Origin of the sequence: Oerskovia enterophila (genome assembly GCF_044748475.1) — a bacterium.
In the GTDB taxonomy this organism is placed as follows: Bacteria; Actinomycetota; Actinomycetes; order Actinomycetales; family Cellulomonadaceae; genus Oerskovia; species Oerskovia enterophila.
This window is the reverse complement of sequence record NZ_JBIVFZ010000001.1, coordinates 174,822-192,225: the sequence shown is the minus strand read 5'-3', so window position 1 is coordinate 192,225 and position 17,404 is coordinate 174,822. Positions and strand designations below refer to the sequence as shown.

At 70.5% G+C, this 17,404-nt stretch carries 8 protein-coding genes; all 8 read right to left on the bottom strand.

The window, feature by feature from the left end; translation table 11 throughout:
* Positions 1–102 precede the first annotated feature (102 nt).
* The 8 genes from ACIPWA_RS00795 to ACIPWA_RS00760 all read right to left on the bottom strand — a co-directional run bounded on the left by ACIPWA_RS00795 (position 103) and on the right by ACIPWA_RS00760 (position 17,383).
* Positions 103–4,980, bottom strand: a complete 4,878-nt coding sequence (locus ACIPWA_RS00795; protein WP_400287735.1) for a family 43 glycosylhydrolase — start codon at positions 4,978–4,980, stop codon at positions 103–105.
* Between the two features lie 334 nt (positions 4,981–5,314).
* A complete protein-coding gene (locus ACIPWA_RS00790; RefSeq protein ID WP_400287733.1) occupies positions 5,315–9,211 on the bottom strand; it encodes an alpha-L-arabinofuranosidase C-terminal domain-containing protein in 3,897 nt (1,298 codons plus the stop codon).
* 261 nt (positions 9,212–9,472) lie between these two features.
* Positions 9,473–10,582: an ABC transporter permease subunit gene (locus ACIPWA_RS00785; RefSeq protein ID WP_231907654.1), complete on the bottom strand. Its 1,110-nt coding sequence runs from the start codon at positions 10,580–10,582 to the stop codon at positions 9,473–9,475.
* Complete coding sequence (locus ACIPWA_RS00780) at positions 10,579–11,721, bottom strand: ABC transporter permease (protein ID WP_082848774.1); 1,143 nt, start codon at positions 11,719–11,721, stop codon at positions 10,579–10,581. Before ACIPWA_RS00780 ends, ACIPWA_RS00785 begins: the two co-directional genes overlap by 4 nt.
* On the bottom strand, positions 11,718–13,256 hold the full coding sequence (locus ACIPWA_RS00775) for a sugar ABC transporter ATP-binding protein (protein ID WP_068707522.1): 1,539 nt from the start codon (positions 13,254–13,256) through the stop codon (positions 11,718–11,720). Before ACIPWA_RS00775 ends, ACIPWA_RS00780 begins: the two co-directional genes overlap by 4 nt.
* A gap of 148 nt (positions 13,257–13,404) precedes the next feature.
* Positions 13,405–14,394: an ABC transporter substrate-binding protein gene (locus ACIPWA_RS00770; RefSeq protein WP_056649699.1), complete on the bottom strand. Its 990-nt coding sequence runs from the start codon at positions 14,392–14,394 to the stop codon at positions 13,405–13,407.
* A 556-nt stretch (positions 14,395–14,950) separates the two neighbouring features.
* Complete coding sequence (gene araA / locus ACIPWA_RS00765) at positions 14,951–16,459, bottom strand: L-arabinose isomerase (RefSeq protein ID WP_400287729.1); 1,509 nt, start codon at positions 16,457–16,459, stop codon at positions 14,951–14,953.
* A gap of 93 nt (positions 16,460–16,552) precedes the next feature.
* On the bottom strand, positions 16,553–17,383 hold the full coding sequence (locus tag ACIPWA_RS00760) for an L-ribulose-5-phosphate 4-epimerase (protein ID WP_400287728.1): 831 nt from the start codon (positions 17,381–17,383) through the stop codon (positions 16,553–16,555).
* Positions 17,384–17,404 lie beyond the last annotated feature (21 nt).

Sequence of the window (17,404 nt, the reverse complement as noted above, 5' to 3'; positions counted from 1 at the left end):
GGCAGGGCGGGCGCCGTCGGCGCCCTCGCCGAGAAGTGAGTAGATGCCCCTCCTGCGCCCAGAACTGGGGCATCTACTCACTTCTCGGCGGCGACCAGCAGGTCAGCCGCAGCTGGTCGCTGCGTAGGTGACGTCGTAGGCCGTGGTGACCGGGGCGCCGTCGAGCACGGCCTGGGCCGTGACCGTGACCTTCCCGGCCGCGAGCGTCACCGCACGGGCCGAGAACGTCTGGGACGCGAGCTTGCCCGGCGCGACCTGGAGGAAGGTCTTGGTCCCGAGCGGCGTGGTGACGACCACGTCGACGGGCACCTCCTCGGTGTTCCTCACGAGCACCGTGAGCGCGGCCTTGCCGGCCACGCACTTGGGCGCGACCGTGACGTCGACCTCGACCTGCGCGGGCTCGGTCACGTCGAGCGGCGGGACGCTCTCGAGGGTCGGGACGACCTTCTGGATCAGCCCGTCCTCGCCGAACGTGAGGCGGTCGATGGTCGTCTCGCGGTGGTTCCCGTCACCGCCGGGGATCGCGAAGCGGTGGTAGGCGATGTACCACTCGTCGGTCCCGGGGACCTGGACGATCGAGCTGTGCCCGGTCCCGAGGATGCCCTGGGACACGTCCTTCTCGAGGATCACGCCGCGGTAGGTCCACGGCCCGTCGATGCTCGTCGACGTCGCGTACCCGACCCGGTAGTTCTCCGAGCCCGTGTCGTCGATCGAGTAGGTCAGGTGGTAGGTCCCCTCGCGGTAGTTGAGGAACAGGCCCTCGCGGAAGTTCGTCAGACCACCGAACTTCGTGATGGTGTCCTGCTTGACCGAGACCATGTCGTCGTTCAGCTCGGCGTACAGCGGCGCGTTGCTGCCGTTGCCCCAGAACAGGTAGAACGTGCCGGTCTGCGGGTCCTCGAACGCCGCCGGGTCGATCGCCTGCCCCGTCGTGACGGCCTCCCCGTTGGTGATCATGGCCGTCGGCTGCGCGGTGAAGGGCCCCTCGGGGCTGTCCGCGACCGCGACACCGATCGTCTTGCGGTTGTAGGTCGGGTTGTGCCCCGAGAAGTAGAAGTAGTACTTCCCGTCGCGCTCGACGATGGTCGGCGCCCACGCGTTGCCCGTGGCCCACGGGACGTCGCCCGCTGCGCCGTCGAGCGTGAGGAACGGCTCGGCCGAGCGCTCCCAGCTCGCGAGGTCGGTCGACTTCCACACGTAGAAGTCCTTGCCGCCCCAGCCGGGGGTGCCGTCGGTGGTCGCGTAGATGTAGTACACGCCGTCGAAGACCGCGATGTTCGGGTCCGCGTACAGGCCCGGCAGGACCGGGCTGCGCATCTCCTTGGCCTGGACGGTCCACGTGCGCGCGGCCCCGTCGGGGCCCGTCACGGTGTAGGTCACGGGCTGCGTGAGGTCCTGGACCGAGCCGTTGGCGGGCGTCACGGTCGCACGGTCGGACACGACCAGGCGAGGCGCGAGCGCGGAGCGGTCCGTGCCGGGCACCACCGGGAGCGTGACCGTGCTGGACCCGCCGTCGACGATCGCGGCGACCTTGAGCTCGGCGAGCTCGGCCCCCGTGACGGCCGAGTGGTCCTGACCGAGGTCCTTGACCTCGTCGGCGCTCAGGGCGTGGTCGTAGACGCGGAAGTCGCGGACGTCGCCCTTGAGGTACTTGTCGCCCGAGTAGAGCGAGCGGCCGATGTAGTTCGCGACCGTGGTGCCGTTACCGATCGATCCGGGGGTCGTGGTCACGTTGGTGTTCCGCGCGACCTGGATCCCGTCCTCGTAGAGGGTGCCGGTGGTGCCCGACTGCGTGTACGTCAGGTGCTTCCACACGCCGCGGGCGAGGTTCGAGCCCTTGGTCGTGTTCTGCTCGGTCGTGTAGTTCCCTGAGGCGATGGCCGTGCGGTACGCGTCCCCCGTCGTGAAGAGGTAGCCGTTGCCGCTCGACCCGCTCGTGTTGCCCAGGCCGTAGATGAAGTAGGGCGTGGACTGGGCGGTGTCGATGCGCACGTCGAGCGAGACGGTGATCTCCGTCAGGCCCTTGAGCACGTCGTTGGGCAGCTTGACGTGGTCGTCGACCCCGTCGAGACGCACGCCGTCCGTGCCGTTGCGGGCGGCCCCGCCCACGACGGTCGCGGGACCGACGGCGCTGCTCGGCGCCGAGTTCACGGCCTGCGTGCCGCTCGTCTCGTCCAGGCGGTACTGGACCACCAGGCCCGGGATCTCCTTCGTCACGTCGATCGTGACGGTCGCGGTGCGCGACCCGTCCGCGGTCGTGGCGGTCACGGTCGTGCTGCCCGCCGCGACGCCGCGCACGGTGCCCGCGGAGGGCCCGTTGGAGACGACGGTCGCGACCGACGGGTCGGCGCTCGTCCAGGTGATGGTGCGGGCCGTGGCGTTGGCGGGGGTCACGATCGCGGTGAGCGAGCGTGCCGATCCGACCGTGACCTGCGTCGAGGTGGGTGAGACCACCAGGCCCGTGACGGGGACGTCGCCCTCGACCACGGTCACGACGGCCTTGGCACGCACGCTCACGCCGGCGCCGAGCGAGCCCGTGACCTCGAAGGTCCCGGCCTGCGCGTAGCTCGCGGGGTCGATCGCGTCCCACGTGACGGCGGTCTGGGTGGTCGTGCCGGCTGCGGTGCGCGTGGCGACCGTGGCCGGCAGGACCGGCGCGTCACCGACGCTCACGACGGCCGTGACGTCCTGCGCCGACTCGACGAACGCGTCCGGCTGGTAGCCCTTGAGCAGCGCGTCGTACTCGGTCTGCGTCACGGGCAGGACCGTGCCGTGGCGCGGGCGCGAGGGCATCTCGTAGCCCGTGGACATCTTCCACTCGTCGGCGTTCAGGTCGGTCGTCTCGAAGGGCACGTAGCCGCGGCCGCCGAACTCGTCGATGAACAGGTACCACTTCTCCTCGGTGTTCGACTTGAAGATGGTCGGGCCCTCGCCCTGGTTGATGCCGCCGCCGAGCGAGTTGGCCTTGCCGATGCAGTCGGTGATGAAGTCGTAGCTCAGCGAGCGCAGCTCGCTCGCCTTCTCGCCCAGCACGAACTTGGAGCACGGCGTCGTGGACGTGTTGTTCCGCTCGTCCTTGGTGAAGCGGTAGAACTCGCCGTCGTGCTCGATCACGGTCGAGTCGATGACCGAGTAGCCCGGGTCGACCCACACCTGCGGCTCGGTGAACGTGTAGAAGTCGCGGGTCGTGGTGTACATCATGCGGTTGTACGTGTTGGCCGTGTGGCCCGGGTCGTCCTCCTCGTAGAGCTTGGAGGCCCAGAACACGACGTACGCGCCGATCGTCGCGTCGTAGTAGGCCTCGGGGGCCCAGGTGTTGCCCGCGGTCTCCGGGGAGACCTGGACGAGGCGCTGGTCGGTCCAGTTCACGAGGTCTGTCGACTCCCAGACCATGATCGACTTGGAGCCCGTGCGCTGGGACGCGTCCCAGTTGCCGTTGCCGTGGATCTTGAGGTCGGTCGCGATCTGGTAGAACTTGTCGCCCTCGGGAGAACGGATGACGAACGGGTCGCGCAGGCCCGTCTCCCCCAGGCTCGACGTCAGCACGGGCTGGTTGTCGTTGAGGTTCCGGTACTTGAGCGGGTCGTTGCCCTTGCTCAGGCCGAAGTAGACCTGCTCGCCGGTCGCGTAGCCCTCACCGATGAAGTAGGAGAACAGGTAGCCCGCGTAGTCCTGCTGCTCGGGGAGCGCGGGGACCGTCGCGTCGAACGCGCGCGTGGCCGTGGCCTGCCCCTTGCTCACCGTCGCGGTCAGCGTGACGGTCTGGTCGGCCTGGCCGTGCGCGGGTCGCGTGACCTCGCCCGACGGCGTGACGACCGTGGGTGCCGTGGTGGCCCACGTGACCGTGGTGCCCTCTGCTCCCGTGGTCGGCAGCGTGAGGTTGCCGCGGACGTCGTCGAGGTTCTTGACCTCGAGCGCGCCGGCCGCGGCGTCGACGACGCCCTGGTCGCCCGTGCCGGGCACCACGGTGACGTCGAACGTCCTGGTGGCGCTCTGGCCGCGCAGCGAGAGCGTCGCGGTCAGGGTCGCGGTGTGCGCCTGACCGACGGGCTGGGTGATGACGCCCGACGACGTCACGACGCTCGCGTCCGAGGTCGCCCAGGTGACGGTCGAGCCGCCCGTGCCCTTCGCGGGCAGCGTGAGGTTCTTGGCCACGGCGCTCGTGTCCCCGAGGGACAGGGCGCTGACGTCGGCGGAGAGCGACGCCGCGGCGTTCGCGGTGCTGAGGTCGGCGACCTCGGCGGCCGTGAGCGCGCGGTCGTAGAGGCGGAAGTCCTTGATGCGCCCCTTGAAGAGGTTGTCGGCCGCGTAGGCGGACTTGCCGAGGTAGTTGGCGGTCGTCTTCCCGTTGCCGATCGAGCCCGGCGTGTGGGTCACGGCCGTGTTGACCCCGACCTGCGCGCCGTCCTCGTAGAGGCGACCGGTGCCGGCACCCTGCGTGTAGGTAACGGTCTTCCAGACACCGCGCGCGAGGGCCGCGGAGGGCGACTTGGCCGTGTTCTGCTCGGCGCTCCACGCGGCGTTCGAGACCGACGCCCGGTAGTTCGCGTTGCCCGAGGAGAAGAGGTAGCCGTTGCCCGACTGCGGTGAGCCCACGGCCGTGTTGCCCAGGTTGTAGAAGAAGTAGTTGCCGCTCAGCGACGAGTCGATCCACACGTCGGCGCTGACCGTCACGGCCGAGTAGCCGGCCAGGAGGTCGTCGGGGAGGTCCACGTAGCTCGAGCCGCCGAACGTGAGCCCCTGCCCGTCGGTCCAGTCTCCGCCGCCGACGAGCGTGCCGTCACGGCCCGAGCCCGAGGCGTCGTGGGCGACCGTGCCGCTCAGCTCGTCGAGCTTGTACCAGAGCTTCAGGCCGTCGGCCGTGGGGGTGGGGGCCTCTGTGGCACTCGTCTCGGTGGCGGCCGGCACCGCCGGAGCGAGCGCCGTCGTCGGGCGTGCGGGGGCCGGGGCCAGGGCCGCTGCCGGTCCTGCCAGGGCCATCGGGGCGAGCAGAGCGATGCTCAGCGCGCCCCCGAGGGCGCCTCTCGCCCCGCGGGGGGCCCTCCGTCGGGCCGAGGGCGCGGTCTGCGCCGGGTCGTGTCGGGTGGTCATGTGGTTCGTGGCCTCTCGCCGTCTCGTCGTTGAGCGCCCCCTGCTGGGGACCGTCGGGCCGGTCGTGCCGGCCCGACGGTCCCCCGCGTCCTTGTGGTGCGGGTGGTGCGGGTGGTGCAGGTGCTGCAGGTCGTGCTCGTGCTGTCACCGGCCCGGGTGGACCGGAGGGGTCACGCCGGGGCCGCGAGGTGGTCCCGCGACCCCGGCGGAGCTGGTGCGGTCGTCAGCCGCAGGTCGTGGCCGGGTACTCGACGTCGAACGTGGTCGAGCGGGCCCCCGGCCCCGTGCCGATCGTGCCCACGACCGTCGCGGTCCCCGCAGGGACCGAGACCGCGCGCGAGCTGAACGACTGCGACGCGCTCTTGCCGGGTGCGACCGACGCGAACGTCTTGGTCCCGAACGGCGTCGTGAATGCCACGGTCACGGCTTCGTCCTCGCCGTTGACCGCACGCACCGAGAGGTTCGCGCGGCCCGCGACGCACTGCGCCTTGGCCGTGACCGCGAGGTCCACGGGCTCGGCCTCGGTGCCGGCCGCCTGCAGGCGCAGGAACGTGACCGAGTAGGCCGGGAACGTGTAGTCGAACGCGTTGGACGCCCCGTCCCAGGTCCGCTCGACGGGCACGATCGCCCGCGGGTTCGCCTTGGTGTTGGTGTCCGTGGGCGCGCTGACCATCTCGGTGACCGTGGCCTGGGCCGCGATCTCCTGGCCCGCGACCGTCACGGCGGTGTCCGCCGCGGTCGCGGTCGGGTTGACGACCTTGACCACGAGGTCGCCGGACTCCTCGTCGCGCGTGACGACCTGGTAGAGCGACTTCGCGGCGGGCTGCTCGTACGAGATCTGGAGCTGGCCGTCCAGGTAGAGCTCGATGGTGCTGCCCTGGACCACGACCTTGACCTTGTAGCCCTGGCCCGTCTCGACGCTCTTGTTCTCGACCGCGGCGACCTCGGCGGCGCTGCCGCCATCAGCTCGCTGGAGGACCGAGCGGGTGTTGTTCCAGCCGCCGATGTTCCACCAGTAGTAGTCGTTCGGGCCGCCCGCGGCGAAGCCCACGAGGAAGCCCTCGGACCCGGCGATCTTGCGGGCGTCGAGCTCGAGCGTGTAGTTCTTCCAGTCCTTGGCGTACGCGCCCGTGACGATCGAGCGCGCGTCCGTCACGGACGTCGAGGACTGCGTGTAGACGCCGTCCTGCGCGGCCCACGTCCCGGTCACGGGAGACCACTGGGTGGCGTCGTCGAACCCGTCCTGGAACAGGACGTCGCCGCTCGCGTTGTCGGTGACCTTGACGTTGTCGTACGACGCGCTGGTCGACCACGTGGACAGGAAGACGCCCCCGTCAAGGGCGGGCTCGGCGGAGGCGTCGGCACCGTGCACCGACGGGACGACCTCGTCACCCACGTTGTTCGCGAACAGCTCCTGGACGTAGTAGTTGGGCGTGCCCCACGACTCGTCGTTGTCGAACCAGATCGCGTCGGGCGACCACTGCACGTACGACTCGTTGGAGAGCAGCGGCGCGTACGACGCGAGCTCGACGACGTCGGAGTTGCGCTCGAGGCCCGTCATGAAGGCGGCCTCGGACAGCGCGTTGAAGAACGTGTTGCCGCGCGACGCGTACTCGCCGAGGAACACGTGCGGGCCCTCGCGGTCGTAGTCGTCGTAGCGGTCGGCGTTCTCGAGGAACCAGCTCGGGTCGTTGTAGTAGTGCTCGTCGACCAGGTCGACCTCCTGCGCACGGTTGAACTCCCAGAGCTCGTCGAACCGCTGGCCCGTGTCGTCCGGACCCGAGTTCGAGATGATCTGGACGTCCGGGTACGCGGCGCGCACGGCGTCCTTGAACTTCGGGAAGTTCGCCTCGAACGTCTTGGTGTTCTCCTCGTTGCCGAGGCCCAGGTACTTCAGGCCGAACGGCTCGGGGTGGCCGAGCTCGGCGCGCACCGCGCCCCACTCGGTCGTGACGTCACCGTTGGCGAACTCGATGAGGTCGAGCGTGTCCTGGACCCAGCGCTGGATCCGGACGTCGTCCTTCATCTCGGGGATGGTGCTGCCGCAGCCGTTGGCGCCGACCGACAGGACGGGCAGGGGCGTCGCGCCGAGGTCCTCGGCGAACGTGAAGTACTCGTAGTACCCGATCCCGTACGACTGGTTGTAGCCCCAGAAGTTCCAGTTCGTGGCCCGCTCCTCGACCGGCCCGATGGTCTCCTTCCACTGGTACGTGCGCCGGCGGTCGGTGCCGTTGCTCTCGAGGTAGGTGTCGAACGTGCCCGCGTTGGTCACGCAGCCGCCCGGGAACCGCAGGAACTGCGGGTTCATGGCGTCGATCTTCTCGGCGAGGTCCTTGCGCAGGTGGGTCTTGCCGTTGACCGGCCCGACCCAGGTGTCCTGCGGCATGAGCGAGACCATGTCGAGGCGCACGGTGCCTGCGGCCCCCGCGAGGACCGCGAGGCGCCCGGCCGAGGTGGTCTCGGTCGCGGTGAGGGTCACCGAGTACTTCTTCCAGGTGTCGGTGCCGTCGACGGTCACCTTCCCGGTCGCGTAGGTGGTCCCCGCCGCGGCGTTCTCCACCTGCACGGTCAGGTCCTGCCCGACGGCGGAGCGCGCCCACACCGTGAAGTCGTACTTCTGGCCCTTCTCGAGGAAGAGGCCCGTGTTGAAGCCCGCGTTGCGCACGCCCGCGCCGGCCGCGGTCGCGTCGAGCCGGAGGTAGTAGCGGTTGCTGTCGTTGAGGCGCTGCGCGTCGGTCACCACCGTCGTGGTCGCGGTGCCGCCGTTGCGGTTGACCCGCTCCCAGGCCGTGAGCCCCGTGAAGGACGAGTTGTCCGACGAGTTGAACTCGAACGAGCGGTTGCGCACGAGCTCGGCGTACAGCCCGCCGTCCGCGGCGTAGTTGATGTCCTCGTAGAAGATGCCGTACAGGTCGTCGCTCATCTCGACGGTCTCGCCCGCGGCGTCGATCGCGAGCGTGTGCTCGGCCGACGACAGCGCGGTGAGCGTGAGCCTGACGGCCGCGTCCTCGGCGCCGAGCACCAGGGCTCCGTCCGCGGCGCGCACCCCCGCGAACTCCCCGGCAGCGGCGCCCGGCACGCGCAGCGCGAGCTTGCCGCCGCCCACGTCGGTCAGCCGCACCTGGGCCGGGGCGGCGTCGGCGGCCCCGAGCGTGATCCGCCCGTCGCTCGCGACGACCACCGGCAGACCGGTGCCCGCCTGCGCGAGCGTCGCGGCGCCGTCGGGCCCGCCGGCGACCGCCGTGGCCACCAGGCCCAGCGGCGACGCCGGGCGCTGCGCGACGAACGACAGGCCCGTGTCCGTCAGGACGAGGTGCTTGTGGTCGGCCGGGCCGTCGAGCGAGAACGTGCCCGTCGGGACGACGTCCTGGCCCTCGGCCGCGTCGACCGCGACGTAGTCGAACGTCGCGGCGTGCGTCGAGCCGTCCTGCGCCGCGAGGGCGTAGAGGCCGACCTGGGTGACGTCGAACGTGACCGTCGTCGAGCCCGCGGGCTTCCAGTCCCCCGCGGTGGCGTCCCAGTAGGACACCGCGAGCGTGTCACCGGTGCGCTGCATGCGCAGCGTCTCGCCCGTCGAGCCCGCACGGTCGGTGAACGACGCGGCCGTGAACTTCCCGCCCGTCTCGTTGTCGAGCTCGATCGCGCGCGCCGAGGGCGACAGGCTGCCCACGTACGTCAGACCTGCACGGACGTAGTTGTCCATGTCCTTCCACGCGATGAGGCCCGCGCCCTGGTAAACCTTGCCGACCGGGGCCGACACCTTGGTCACGACCGTGAAGTCGCCCACGGGGACGTCCACCATGAAGACGTTCTTCGCGGTGTTCGCCTCCTGGTAGGTGTCGCCCGTCTGGGACGTCAGGGTCAAGGACCCGGGCGTCGTCGCGAGCGACCACGCCGACGGGACCGGGTTGACGACGTCCCAGGCCGAGCCGAGCTCGGCCGTGTCGAACTGGTCGACCCAGGCGCCCGCCGGAAGGACCGGCTCGGTGGCCGCGAAGGCCGCCGGGGTGACCGCGAGGGCGGTCGTCGCCCCCAGCGCGAGGACCGCGACGGAGGCCGCCCACGGTCGTGCCGTCCTGCCGCGGGATGTACTGCGGGCAGGGGAATCAGAGATGATCACAGTGCTCCAACCTTGCTGCAACGAGGAAAGGAGCGATGCCGGGTGCAGCCCGTGCGCTCCATTGCTGTACGGGTCAACCCGGCGGGTGCGCCCTCCCGGTCGTCCGAGCCGGCCCCGGGTACCAGCCGGGACCGGCTCGACCGGGAGGGTGCCACCTCCGGGCCGTTCTCGGTCCGTCTGCCTCGACGGACCGGGCTGTGGTGCCTCGCACGGGTCCGGCTCCAGGCCCGACCCGCGCGAGGCAGTGGTGCTGGACGGGCGCTAGGTGGCGCTGCCGCGTCCCTGACGGAACGTCATGGCCCGCTGCAGCAGGACGAACGCGAGCAGGACCACGCCGATGAAGACCTTGGTCCACCAGGAGTCCAGGCCCTCGCGGGCGATGAGCACCTGGATCAGGCCGTACACGAGCACGCCCGCGACCGACCCCAGGACGAACCCGCCGCCGCCGGTCAGGAGCGCGCCACCGATCACGACCGCCGCGATCGCGTCGAGCTCCATGCCGATGCCCGTGAGGTTGAAGCCCGACTTGGTGTAGAGGGCGAACAGGATGCCCGCGATCCCGGCGCACGTGCCGCTGATCACGTAGACCCACACCTTGGTCGAGCTGCCCTTGAGGCCCATGAGGTTCACGGCCGTGCCGTTGTCGCCCGTGCCCAGCCCGTAGACCGTGCGACCGAAGCGCGTGTAGTGCAGCAGGTAGATCGCGATCAGCAGGACCACGAACGCGATGACCATGCTCAGGTTGATGCTCCAGGCCTCACGGCCCTCGCCGAACTTGATCTTCCACGAGGCCAGGGCCGCGAAGCCCTCGTCCTTGATCGCGAGCGACTGGACGCTCACGACGTTGGCCAGGCCGCGCGCGAGGAACATCGCGGCGAGCGAGGCGATGAAGGGTTGTATGTCGAAGTACTGGACCATCACGCCGATCAGCAGGCCGAACGTCGTGCCGATCAGCACGCCCAGGACCAGGACCACGGGGAGCGGCGCCCCGACGATCAGGAGCTTGGCCACGACCAGGCCCACGAGGGCCACCACGGCACCGACCGACAGGTCGATCCCGCCCGTGATGATCACGAACGTCATGCCGATCGCCAGGACGATCAGGTACGAGTTGTCGACCAGCAGGTTGGAGAAGAGCCGCATGCTCAGGAAGTCGCGGCGGTCGGTGCTGTAGCGCGCCTGGCCCACGATCAGGATGACCGCGAGGGCCACGAGCGTGCCCGTGACGGGCAGGAGCCGGCGGTCCGAGAGCTTGCGGACCACGGGGTTGGTCATGAGGCGCGCGACGAAGCCCGTGTCGTGGCCTCCGCGCGGGCCCTTGCCCTGCTGGGGGTTCTTGGACGCCCGGGGCGCCGTCTGGACGGTGCTCACGCTGCTGCCCCCTTCGCGCTCGTGGTCGCCGTGCCCGCGCCCAGGGTGGGGCGTTTCCTCGGTAGTCGGGACGCGAGGAGCGAACGCAGCCGCTCGGAGGCCGCGATGCACACGATGATCAGCACGAGCGCCTTGAACAGCGGCGTGATCTGCGAGCTGATGTGGAAGATGACCACGGCTCGCTCGAGCGTCGAGAGCAGGAGCGCACCGACCACGACGCCCGCGAGGCTGAACTTGCCGCCGTCGAGCTTGGTGCCGCCCAGGACGACGACCATGATCGCGTCGAGCTCCTTCATGAGGCCGATGTTGTTGGCGTCGGCCGCCATGGTCGGGGCTCCGTAGACGATGCCCGCGAGCCCGGCGAGCAGGCCGCACAGCAGGTAGACGAACCACGTGATGTTGCGCGACTGGACGCCCGCGAGCCGGCTGGCCTCGCGGTTGATGCCGATCGACTCGACCAGCATGCCGAGTGCCGTGCGGCGCACCAGCAGCGCGACCAGGGCGAACACGACCCCGGCGATGACCACGGGGGTCGGGATGCCCAGGATGAAGCCCGAGCCGATCGACTTGAAGGGCGGGCTCGTGGTCGTGGTGATCTGGCCCTTGGTGATGAGCATCGCGATGCCGCGGCCCGCGACCATGAGGATCATGGTCGCGATGAACGGCTGGATGCCCAGGACCGTGACCAGGAAGCCGTTGAACGCACCGATCACCGCGGCGACCAGGAGGCCGATCGCGACCGCGGCGAGCGCCGTGCTGAGCGTGCCCCCCGTGCCGCTCGCGTCGATGTAGGTCAGCGACACCGCGAGCGAGATCGCCATGACGGCGCCGACCGAGAGGTCGATCCCGCCCGTCGCGATCACGAGGCACATGCCGATGCCGAGCAGGAGCGGGGTCGCGCTCGCCCGCATGATGTCGATCAGCTGGCCGAACAGGTGGCCGTCCATGATCGTCACGTCGAGGAAGCCGGGGCTGCGCAGGCCGCACGCGAGGAGCATGACGACCAGGGCGACGACGGGCCAGAACAGGTGGTGGTGCGTGACACGGCGCAGCGCGCCCTGGGCACCCCGCGGTGCGGGGCTGCCGGACACCGGCGGCGACGCCGACGGTGTCGACGGGGTCGTGGTGGTCGTGCTCATGATGCGCTCCCGCTCGCTGCGATCGTCTCGAGGATCGTGGTGGACGTGACGTCGGGTCCGTTGGTGATCTCGCCGATCTTCTGGCGGTCACGCATGACGACGACGCGCTGGCTCAGGCGCAGCACCTCGTCGAGCTCGGACGAGATGAAGACGACGCCCATCCCGTCGGCGGCCAGCTCGGCGACGAGCCGCTGGATCTCGGCCTTGGCACCCACGTCGATGCCGCGCGTGGGCTCGTCGAGGATGATGAGGCGCGGCGCGGTCGCGAGCCAGCGGGCCAGGAGGACCTTCTGCTGGTTGCCGCCCGACAGGTTCTTGATGAGCATGTTCGGGTTCGCCGGGTAGACGTTGAGCGCCTTCATGTAGCGGTCGACGACCGCGTCCAGCTCCTTGGCCGGGATGGGGCGCCACGGGCCGCGGCTCGCCTGCATCGCGAGGGCGATGTTCTCGCGGACCGTGAGGTCCCCGATGATGCCCTCCTTCTTGCGGTCCTCCGAGGAGAACGCGACGCCTCGCTTGATCGAGGTCAGGGGGGCCGCGCCGCGCGTCGTGCCGTCGAACGTCAGCTTCCCGCTGCCCGCCTTGTCGGCGCCGTAGAGCAGGCGGGCGACCTCGGTGCGGCCCGAGCCGAGCAGGCCCGCCACGCCGACGATCTCGCCCGCGTACACGTCGAGGTCGAAGGGCTCGACCGAGCCGTCACGGCCCAGGGCCACGGCCTGGAGCAGGGGGGCCTCGTCGTGCTCGGAGACGACGCGGTGCGCGCGCGCCTCGACGTCCGCGAGGGCCTCGCTCGACCGGCCGATCATCGCGGAGATGAGCTCCATCCGCGGCAGCTCCTTGGTCAGGTGCTCGGAGATGAGGCGACCGTTGCGCAGGATGGTCAGGCGGTCGGTGATCTCGTAGATCTGGTCGAGGAAGTGCGACACGAAGAGGATCGCGACGCCCTTGTCCCGCAGCGAGCGGATCACGTCGAAGAGCTCGGCGACCTCGGCCTTGTCGAGGCTCGAGGTGGGCTCGTCGAGGATCAGGACCTTCGCGTCGACGACCATGGCCCGCGCGATCGCGCAGAGCTGCTGCACGGCGATCGAGTGGGAGGACAGGGCCGACGAGGGGTCGATGTCCAGGTTGAGGAGGGCGAGGTACTCGCGGGCCTTGCGGCGCGTCGCGGGCCAGTTGATGAAGGGGCCGAACCGGATCTCGTGCCCGAGCATGATGTTCTCGGCGACCGAGAGGTTCGAGCAGAGGTTGACCTCCTGGTACACGGTGCTGATGCCCGCGTCCTGGGAGTCGCGGGTCCGCGTGAACCGGTGCTCGGCACCGGAGACCACGATGCGTCCCGCGTCGATCTGGTAGACCCCCGTGAGGGCCTTGATGAGGGTGGACTTGCCGGCGCCGTTCTCACCCATCAGGGCGTGGACCTCACCGGGGCGGAGGGTGAGATCGACGCCGTCGAGGGCCTTGACGCCCGGGAACTCGATGGTGATCCCGGTCATCTCCACCACGGGCGCCGCGGTGGCGGCGGTCGTCGTTGACATGGTTGTTCTTCCGTCCTGGGGAAGGTGCTGGAGCTCAGGCACCGGCCGGCGGGGACGTGGTGCACGTCCCCGCGCGCGGTGTGTGCGGCCCGCCCGGGTCGCCGCGCCGCGTGGGGCGGCGACCGGGCGGGCCGTCAGGTGCTGCTCGTCAGAACGAGCGGGCGTCGATGATCTCCTGCGTGATGGTCTGGTCGAACGCCTGGTCGACCACGATGGTCTCCTTCTCGACGTCCTCGCCCGCTGCGACCTGCTTGATGAGCTCGAGGAGCTGGTCGCCGAAGGCCGGGTTGCACTCGACCACGAAGTTGAACTTGCCCTCGAGGAGAGCGGTCAGGCCGTCGTGCACGCCGTCGACCGTGACGATCTGGATGTCCTTGCCCGGGACCTTGCCCGCGGCCTCGATGGCCTCGATGGCGCCGAGGCCCATGTCGTCGTTGTGGGCGAAGATGAGGTTCATGTCGGGGTAGGCCTGGAGCGCGGCCTCGGTGGCCGCCTTGCCCTCGGCGCGCGTGAAGTTACCGGTCGCCTCGCCGACGATCTGGTCCTCGACGACCGAGCGGAAGCCCTCCTGGCGGTTGGTCTGCGCGCCCGAGCCCATGGTGCCCTGGAGCTCGAAGATCTTGGCGTCGGGAGCGTTCTCCGCGACCCACTCGCCGGCCGTGACGCCCTCGGCGGTGAAGTCCGCGCCGATCCAGGTCACGAAGGGGTCCTCGACCGTGGTGTCGACCGTGCGGTCCACGAGGACGACGGGGATCTCGGCGTCCTTGATCTCCTGGAGGACCTCGTCCCAGCCGGTCTCGATGACCGGGGAGAACGCGATGACGTCGACGTCCTGGTCGATGAAGTCGCGCAGGGCCTTGATCTGGTTCTCCTGCTTCTGCTGCGCGTCGACGAACGTGAGGTCGATGCCGTTCTCGGCCGTCAGGTTGGCCTTGACCGACTCGGTGTTGGCCGTGCGCCAGCCGCTCTCTGCCCCGAGCTGGGAGAACCCGACACGGATGTTCTCGCTGCCGCCGCCCGCGCCGTCGGTGCTGTCGGCCGAGTCGGTCCCGCCGCCGCTGCACGCAGCGAGGGCGAGGACTGCTGCACCGGCCAGGATGCCCGTGAGACGGACGCGTGCCGTGGACTTGTTGAACATGGTTCTCCTCCTTGAGATGCGGTCCTCGGCGCCGTGCCGGGACCACGTCGGCCCGTCGTTGGGCTGTTGGTTCGTGGTCGTGCGTCTTCGGTTGTCGAGCTGCTCCGCTCACGTTCAGATGTGATCGCTCACACCCCCTGGGAAGAGATGTTAGCGCTCACACGCGGAAGTTGGAAGTCCTGAGGGTCACGTTTCCATCACGAGAGGTGACGCCGGTCTCGAAAGAGCGCGGAGACCTGGACCTTTGCCCCGGCGTCCGATCCTCGTGCCGCGTCGGAGACGCCGCGGGCGCGCGGGCTGGCGCGGAGTCGGGCGGCGCGAGGTCCGCACGGGACGACGACGGGCGTCGGGAGCGCCGGCGGGCAGAGCGCCCACCCGGTGGCGCCCCCGACACCGACCCCGCCGGGCCGATCCGCCGCCCTGCACCCCCCAGGGGCAGGACGGCGGGTAGGCCGCGGGGGCCGCGGCAGGAGGCCGCGACGGGCCGTCGGGCCCGTCGGGGCCTCCTCGCGGTGGCCGGGCCGCACAGGGCCCGACCACCGGGCCGCACGGGCGGTCAGAGCCCCTGCGCGACCCGGAAGTAGACCTGGTTCCAGCGCACCTGGTCGCGGAAGCCGCGGCGCGTCGTGCCCTCGTCGATCACGAGCAGCTCGGTGCGCGCGATCTCCGCGAAGACCTCGAACGCATCGAGCCCCGCAGCGGTCGAGAGCACCGTGTGGTGGGCACCGCCCGCGGTGAGCCACGCCTCGGCGGACGTCGCGAAGTCGGGGCGCGGCTCCCACACGGCGCGCGCGACCGGCAGGTGCGGCAGCGGGGCGCTCGCGGGGACGACGTCGACCACGTTGGCCGTGAGGCGGAAGCGGTCGCGCATGTCCGCGAGCGAGACGACGACGCCCACGCCGGGGTCGGCGTCGAACACCATGCGGACCGGGTCCTCCTTGCCGCCGATCCCGAGCGGGTGGATCTCCACGCGCGGGGTCGACGTCGTCAGGGACGGGCAGACCTCGAGCATGTGCGCGCCCAGGATCTTCTCGCTGCCGGGCGTGAGGTCGTACGTGTAGTCCTCCATGAGCGAGGCGCCGCCGGGCAGCCCCTCGCCCATGACCTTGGCGGCACGGACGAGCACGGCCGTCTTCCAGTCGCCCTCGGCGCCGAACCCGTAGCCCTTCGACATGAGGCGCTGGACCGCGATGCCGGGGAGCTGGCGCAGGTCGCCCAGGTCCTCGAAGTTGGTCGTGAAGGCCTTGGCGCCGACCGACTCGAGGAACGTCTCGAGCGCGATCTCCTGGCGGGCCGCGTAGCGCAGCGACGCGTGCCGGTCGCCGTCCTTGCGCAGCTCGGGGGCCACGTCGTAGAGGTTCTCGTACTCGGCCACGACGGCGTCGACATCGGCGTCGGACACCGCGTCGACGGCCTCCACGAGGTCGTTGACGCCCCACGTGTTCACGCTCACACCGAAGCGCAGCTCGGCCTCGGTCTTGTCACCCTCGGTCACCGCGACGTTGCGCATGTTGTCGCCGAAGCGGACCAGGCGCAGCTCGTGCGTCGCGGCCCAGCCCGCGGCGCCGCGCACCCAGGAGCCCACGCGTGCGGTGACGGCCGGGTTGGAGACGTGACCGACGACCGTCGTGCGCGCCACCCCGAGGCGCGTCGCCATGTACGCGTACTCGCGGTCGCCGTGCGCGGCCTGGTTGAGGTTCATGAAGTCCATGTCGATCGAGTCCCAGGGGAGCTCGACGTTCGCCTGCGTGTGCAGGTGCAGCAGGGGCTTGCGCAGCGCGTCGAGGCCCGTGATCCACATCTTGGCGGGGCTGAACGTGTGCATCCACGTCACGACGCCGAGCACGCGGTCGTCCGCGTTGGCGTCGAGCATCGCGCGCCGGATCGAGGCCGAGTCCTTGAGGACGGGCTTCCAGACGACGTTCGCGGGGACGTCGGGCGACGCGTCGAGAGCGCGCGCGACCTCCTGGGACTGCTCGGCGACCTGACGCAGGGTCTCGTCTCCGTAGAGGTCCTGGCTACCGGTGAGGAACCAGATCTCGCGGTCCGCGTAGGGCTTGCTCATAAGGTCCACATCTCTCGTGTCGGTGGGAACGGTCTTCGCGTCGGTGCGGAGCCGCTGTGCTGCTGGTCGTGCGGGGTGCGCGCCGGTGGCCCGTCAGCGCGCCGGCTGCTGCCCGTAGACGTGCTGGTAGCGCGCGTAGAGCGAGTCGACGTCGGACTGCTCGATCCGGGTCGGGTCGCCGAGCTGGCGGCTGACGTGCACGGTCCGGGCGACCTCCTCGCACATGACGGCCGCCTTGACCGCCGAGCGGGCGTCCTTGCCGATCGTGAACGGGCCGTGGTTGCGCATGAGCACCGCGGGGCTGCGCGAGTCGCGCAGCGTCTCGACGATGCCGCGCCCGATCGAGTCGTCCCCGATGAGCGCGAACGGGCCGACCGGGATGTCCCCGCCGAACTCGTCGGCCATCATCGTCAGGACGCACGGCACGGGCTCGGCGCGCGCGGCCCAGGCCGTGGCGTACGTCGAGTGCGTGTGCACCACTCCCCCGACCTCGGGCATGTGGCGGTAGACGTAGGCGTGCGCCGCGGTGTCCGACGACGGCGCCCGGTCTCCCTCGACGAGGTTCCCGTCGAGGTCGCACACGACCATCGACCCGGGCGTGATGTCGTCGTACGACAGCCCGGACGGCTTGATGACGAGCAGGTCACCGAGGCCGTCGGTGGCGCCGGTGCCTGCCGCGCCCCCTGTGCTGTCTGGGCCTTCGACGTCCCCCGCGCGCACGCGCTCGGAGACGTTGCCCGCGGTCCACACCACGAGCTCCCACCGGGGGAGCTCGGCGTGCAGCGCCGCGACGCGCTCCTTGGCGGCGTCGACCGCGGCACGCAGGTGGGCGGGGACGGTGCGGCCGGTCGGCGCGGTGGATCCCGCCTGAGCAGCGGGTTCGGCCGGCGCTGTCGCGTCGGTCGTCGCGGGAAGGGTGCTCATGGGTGGTTCTCCTTCGTCGGG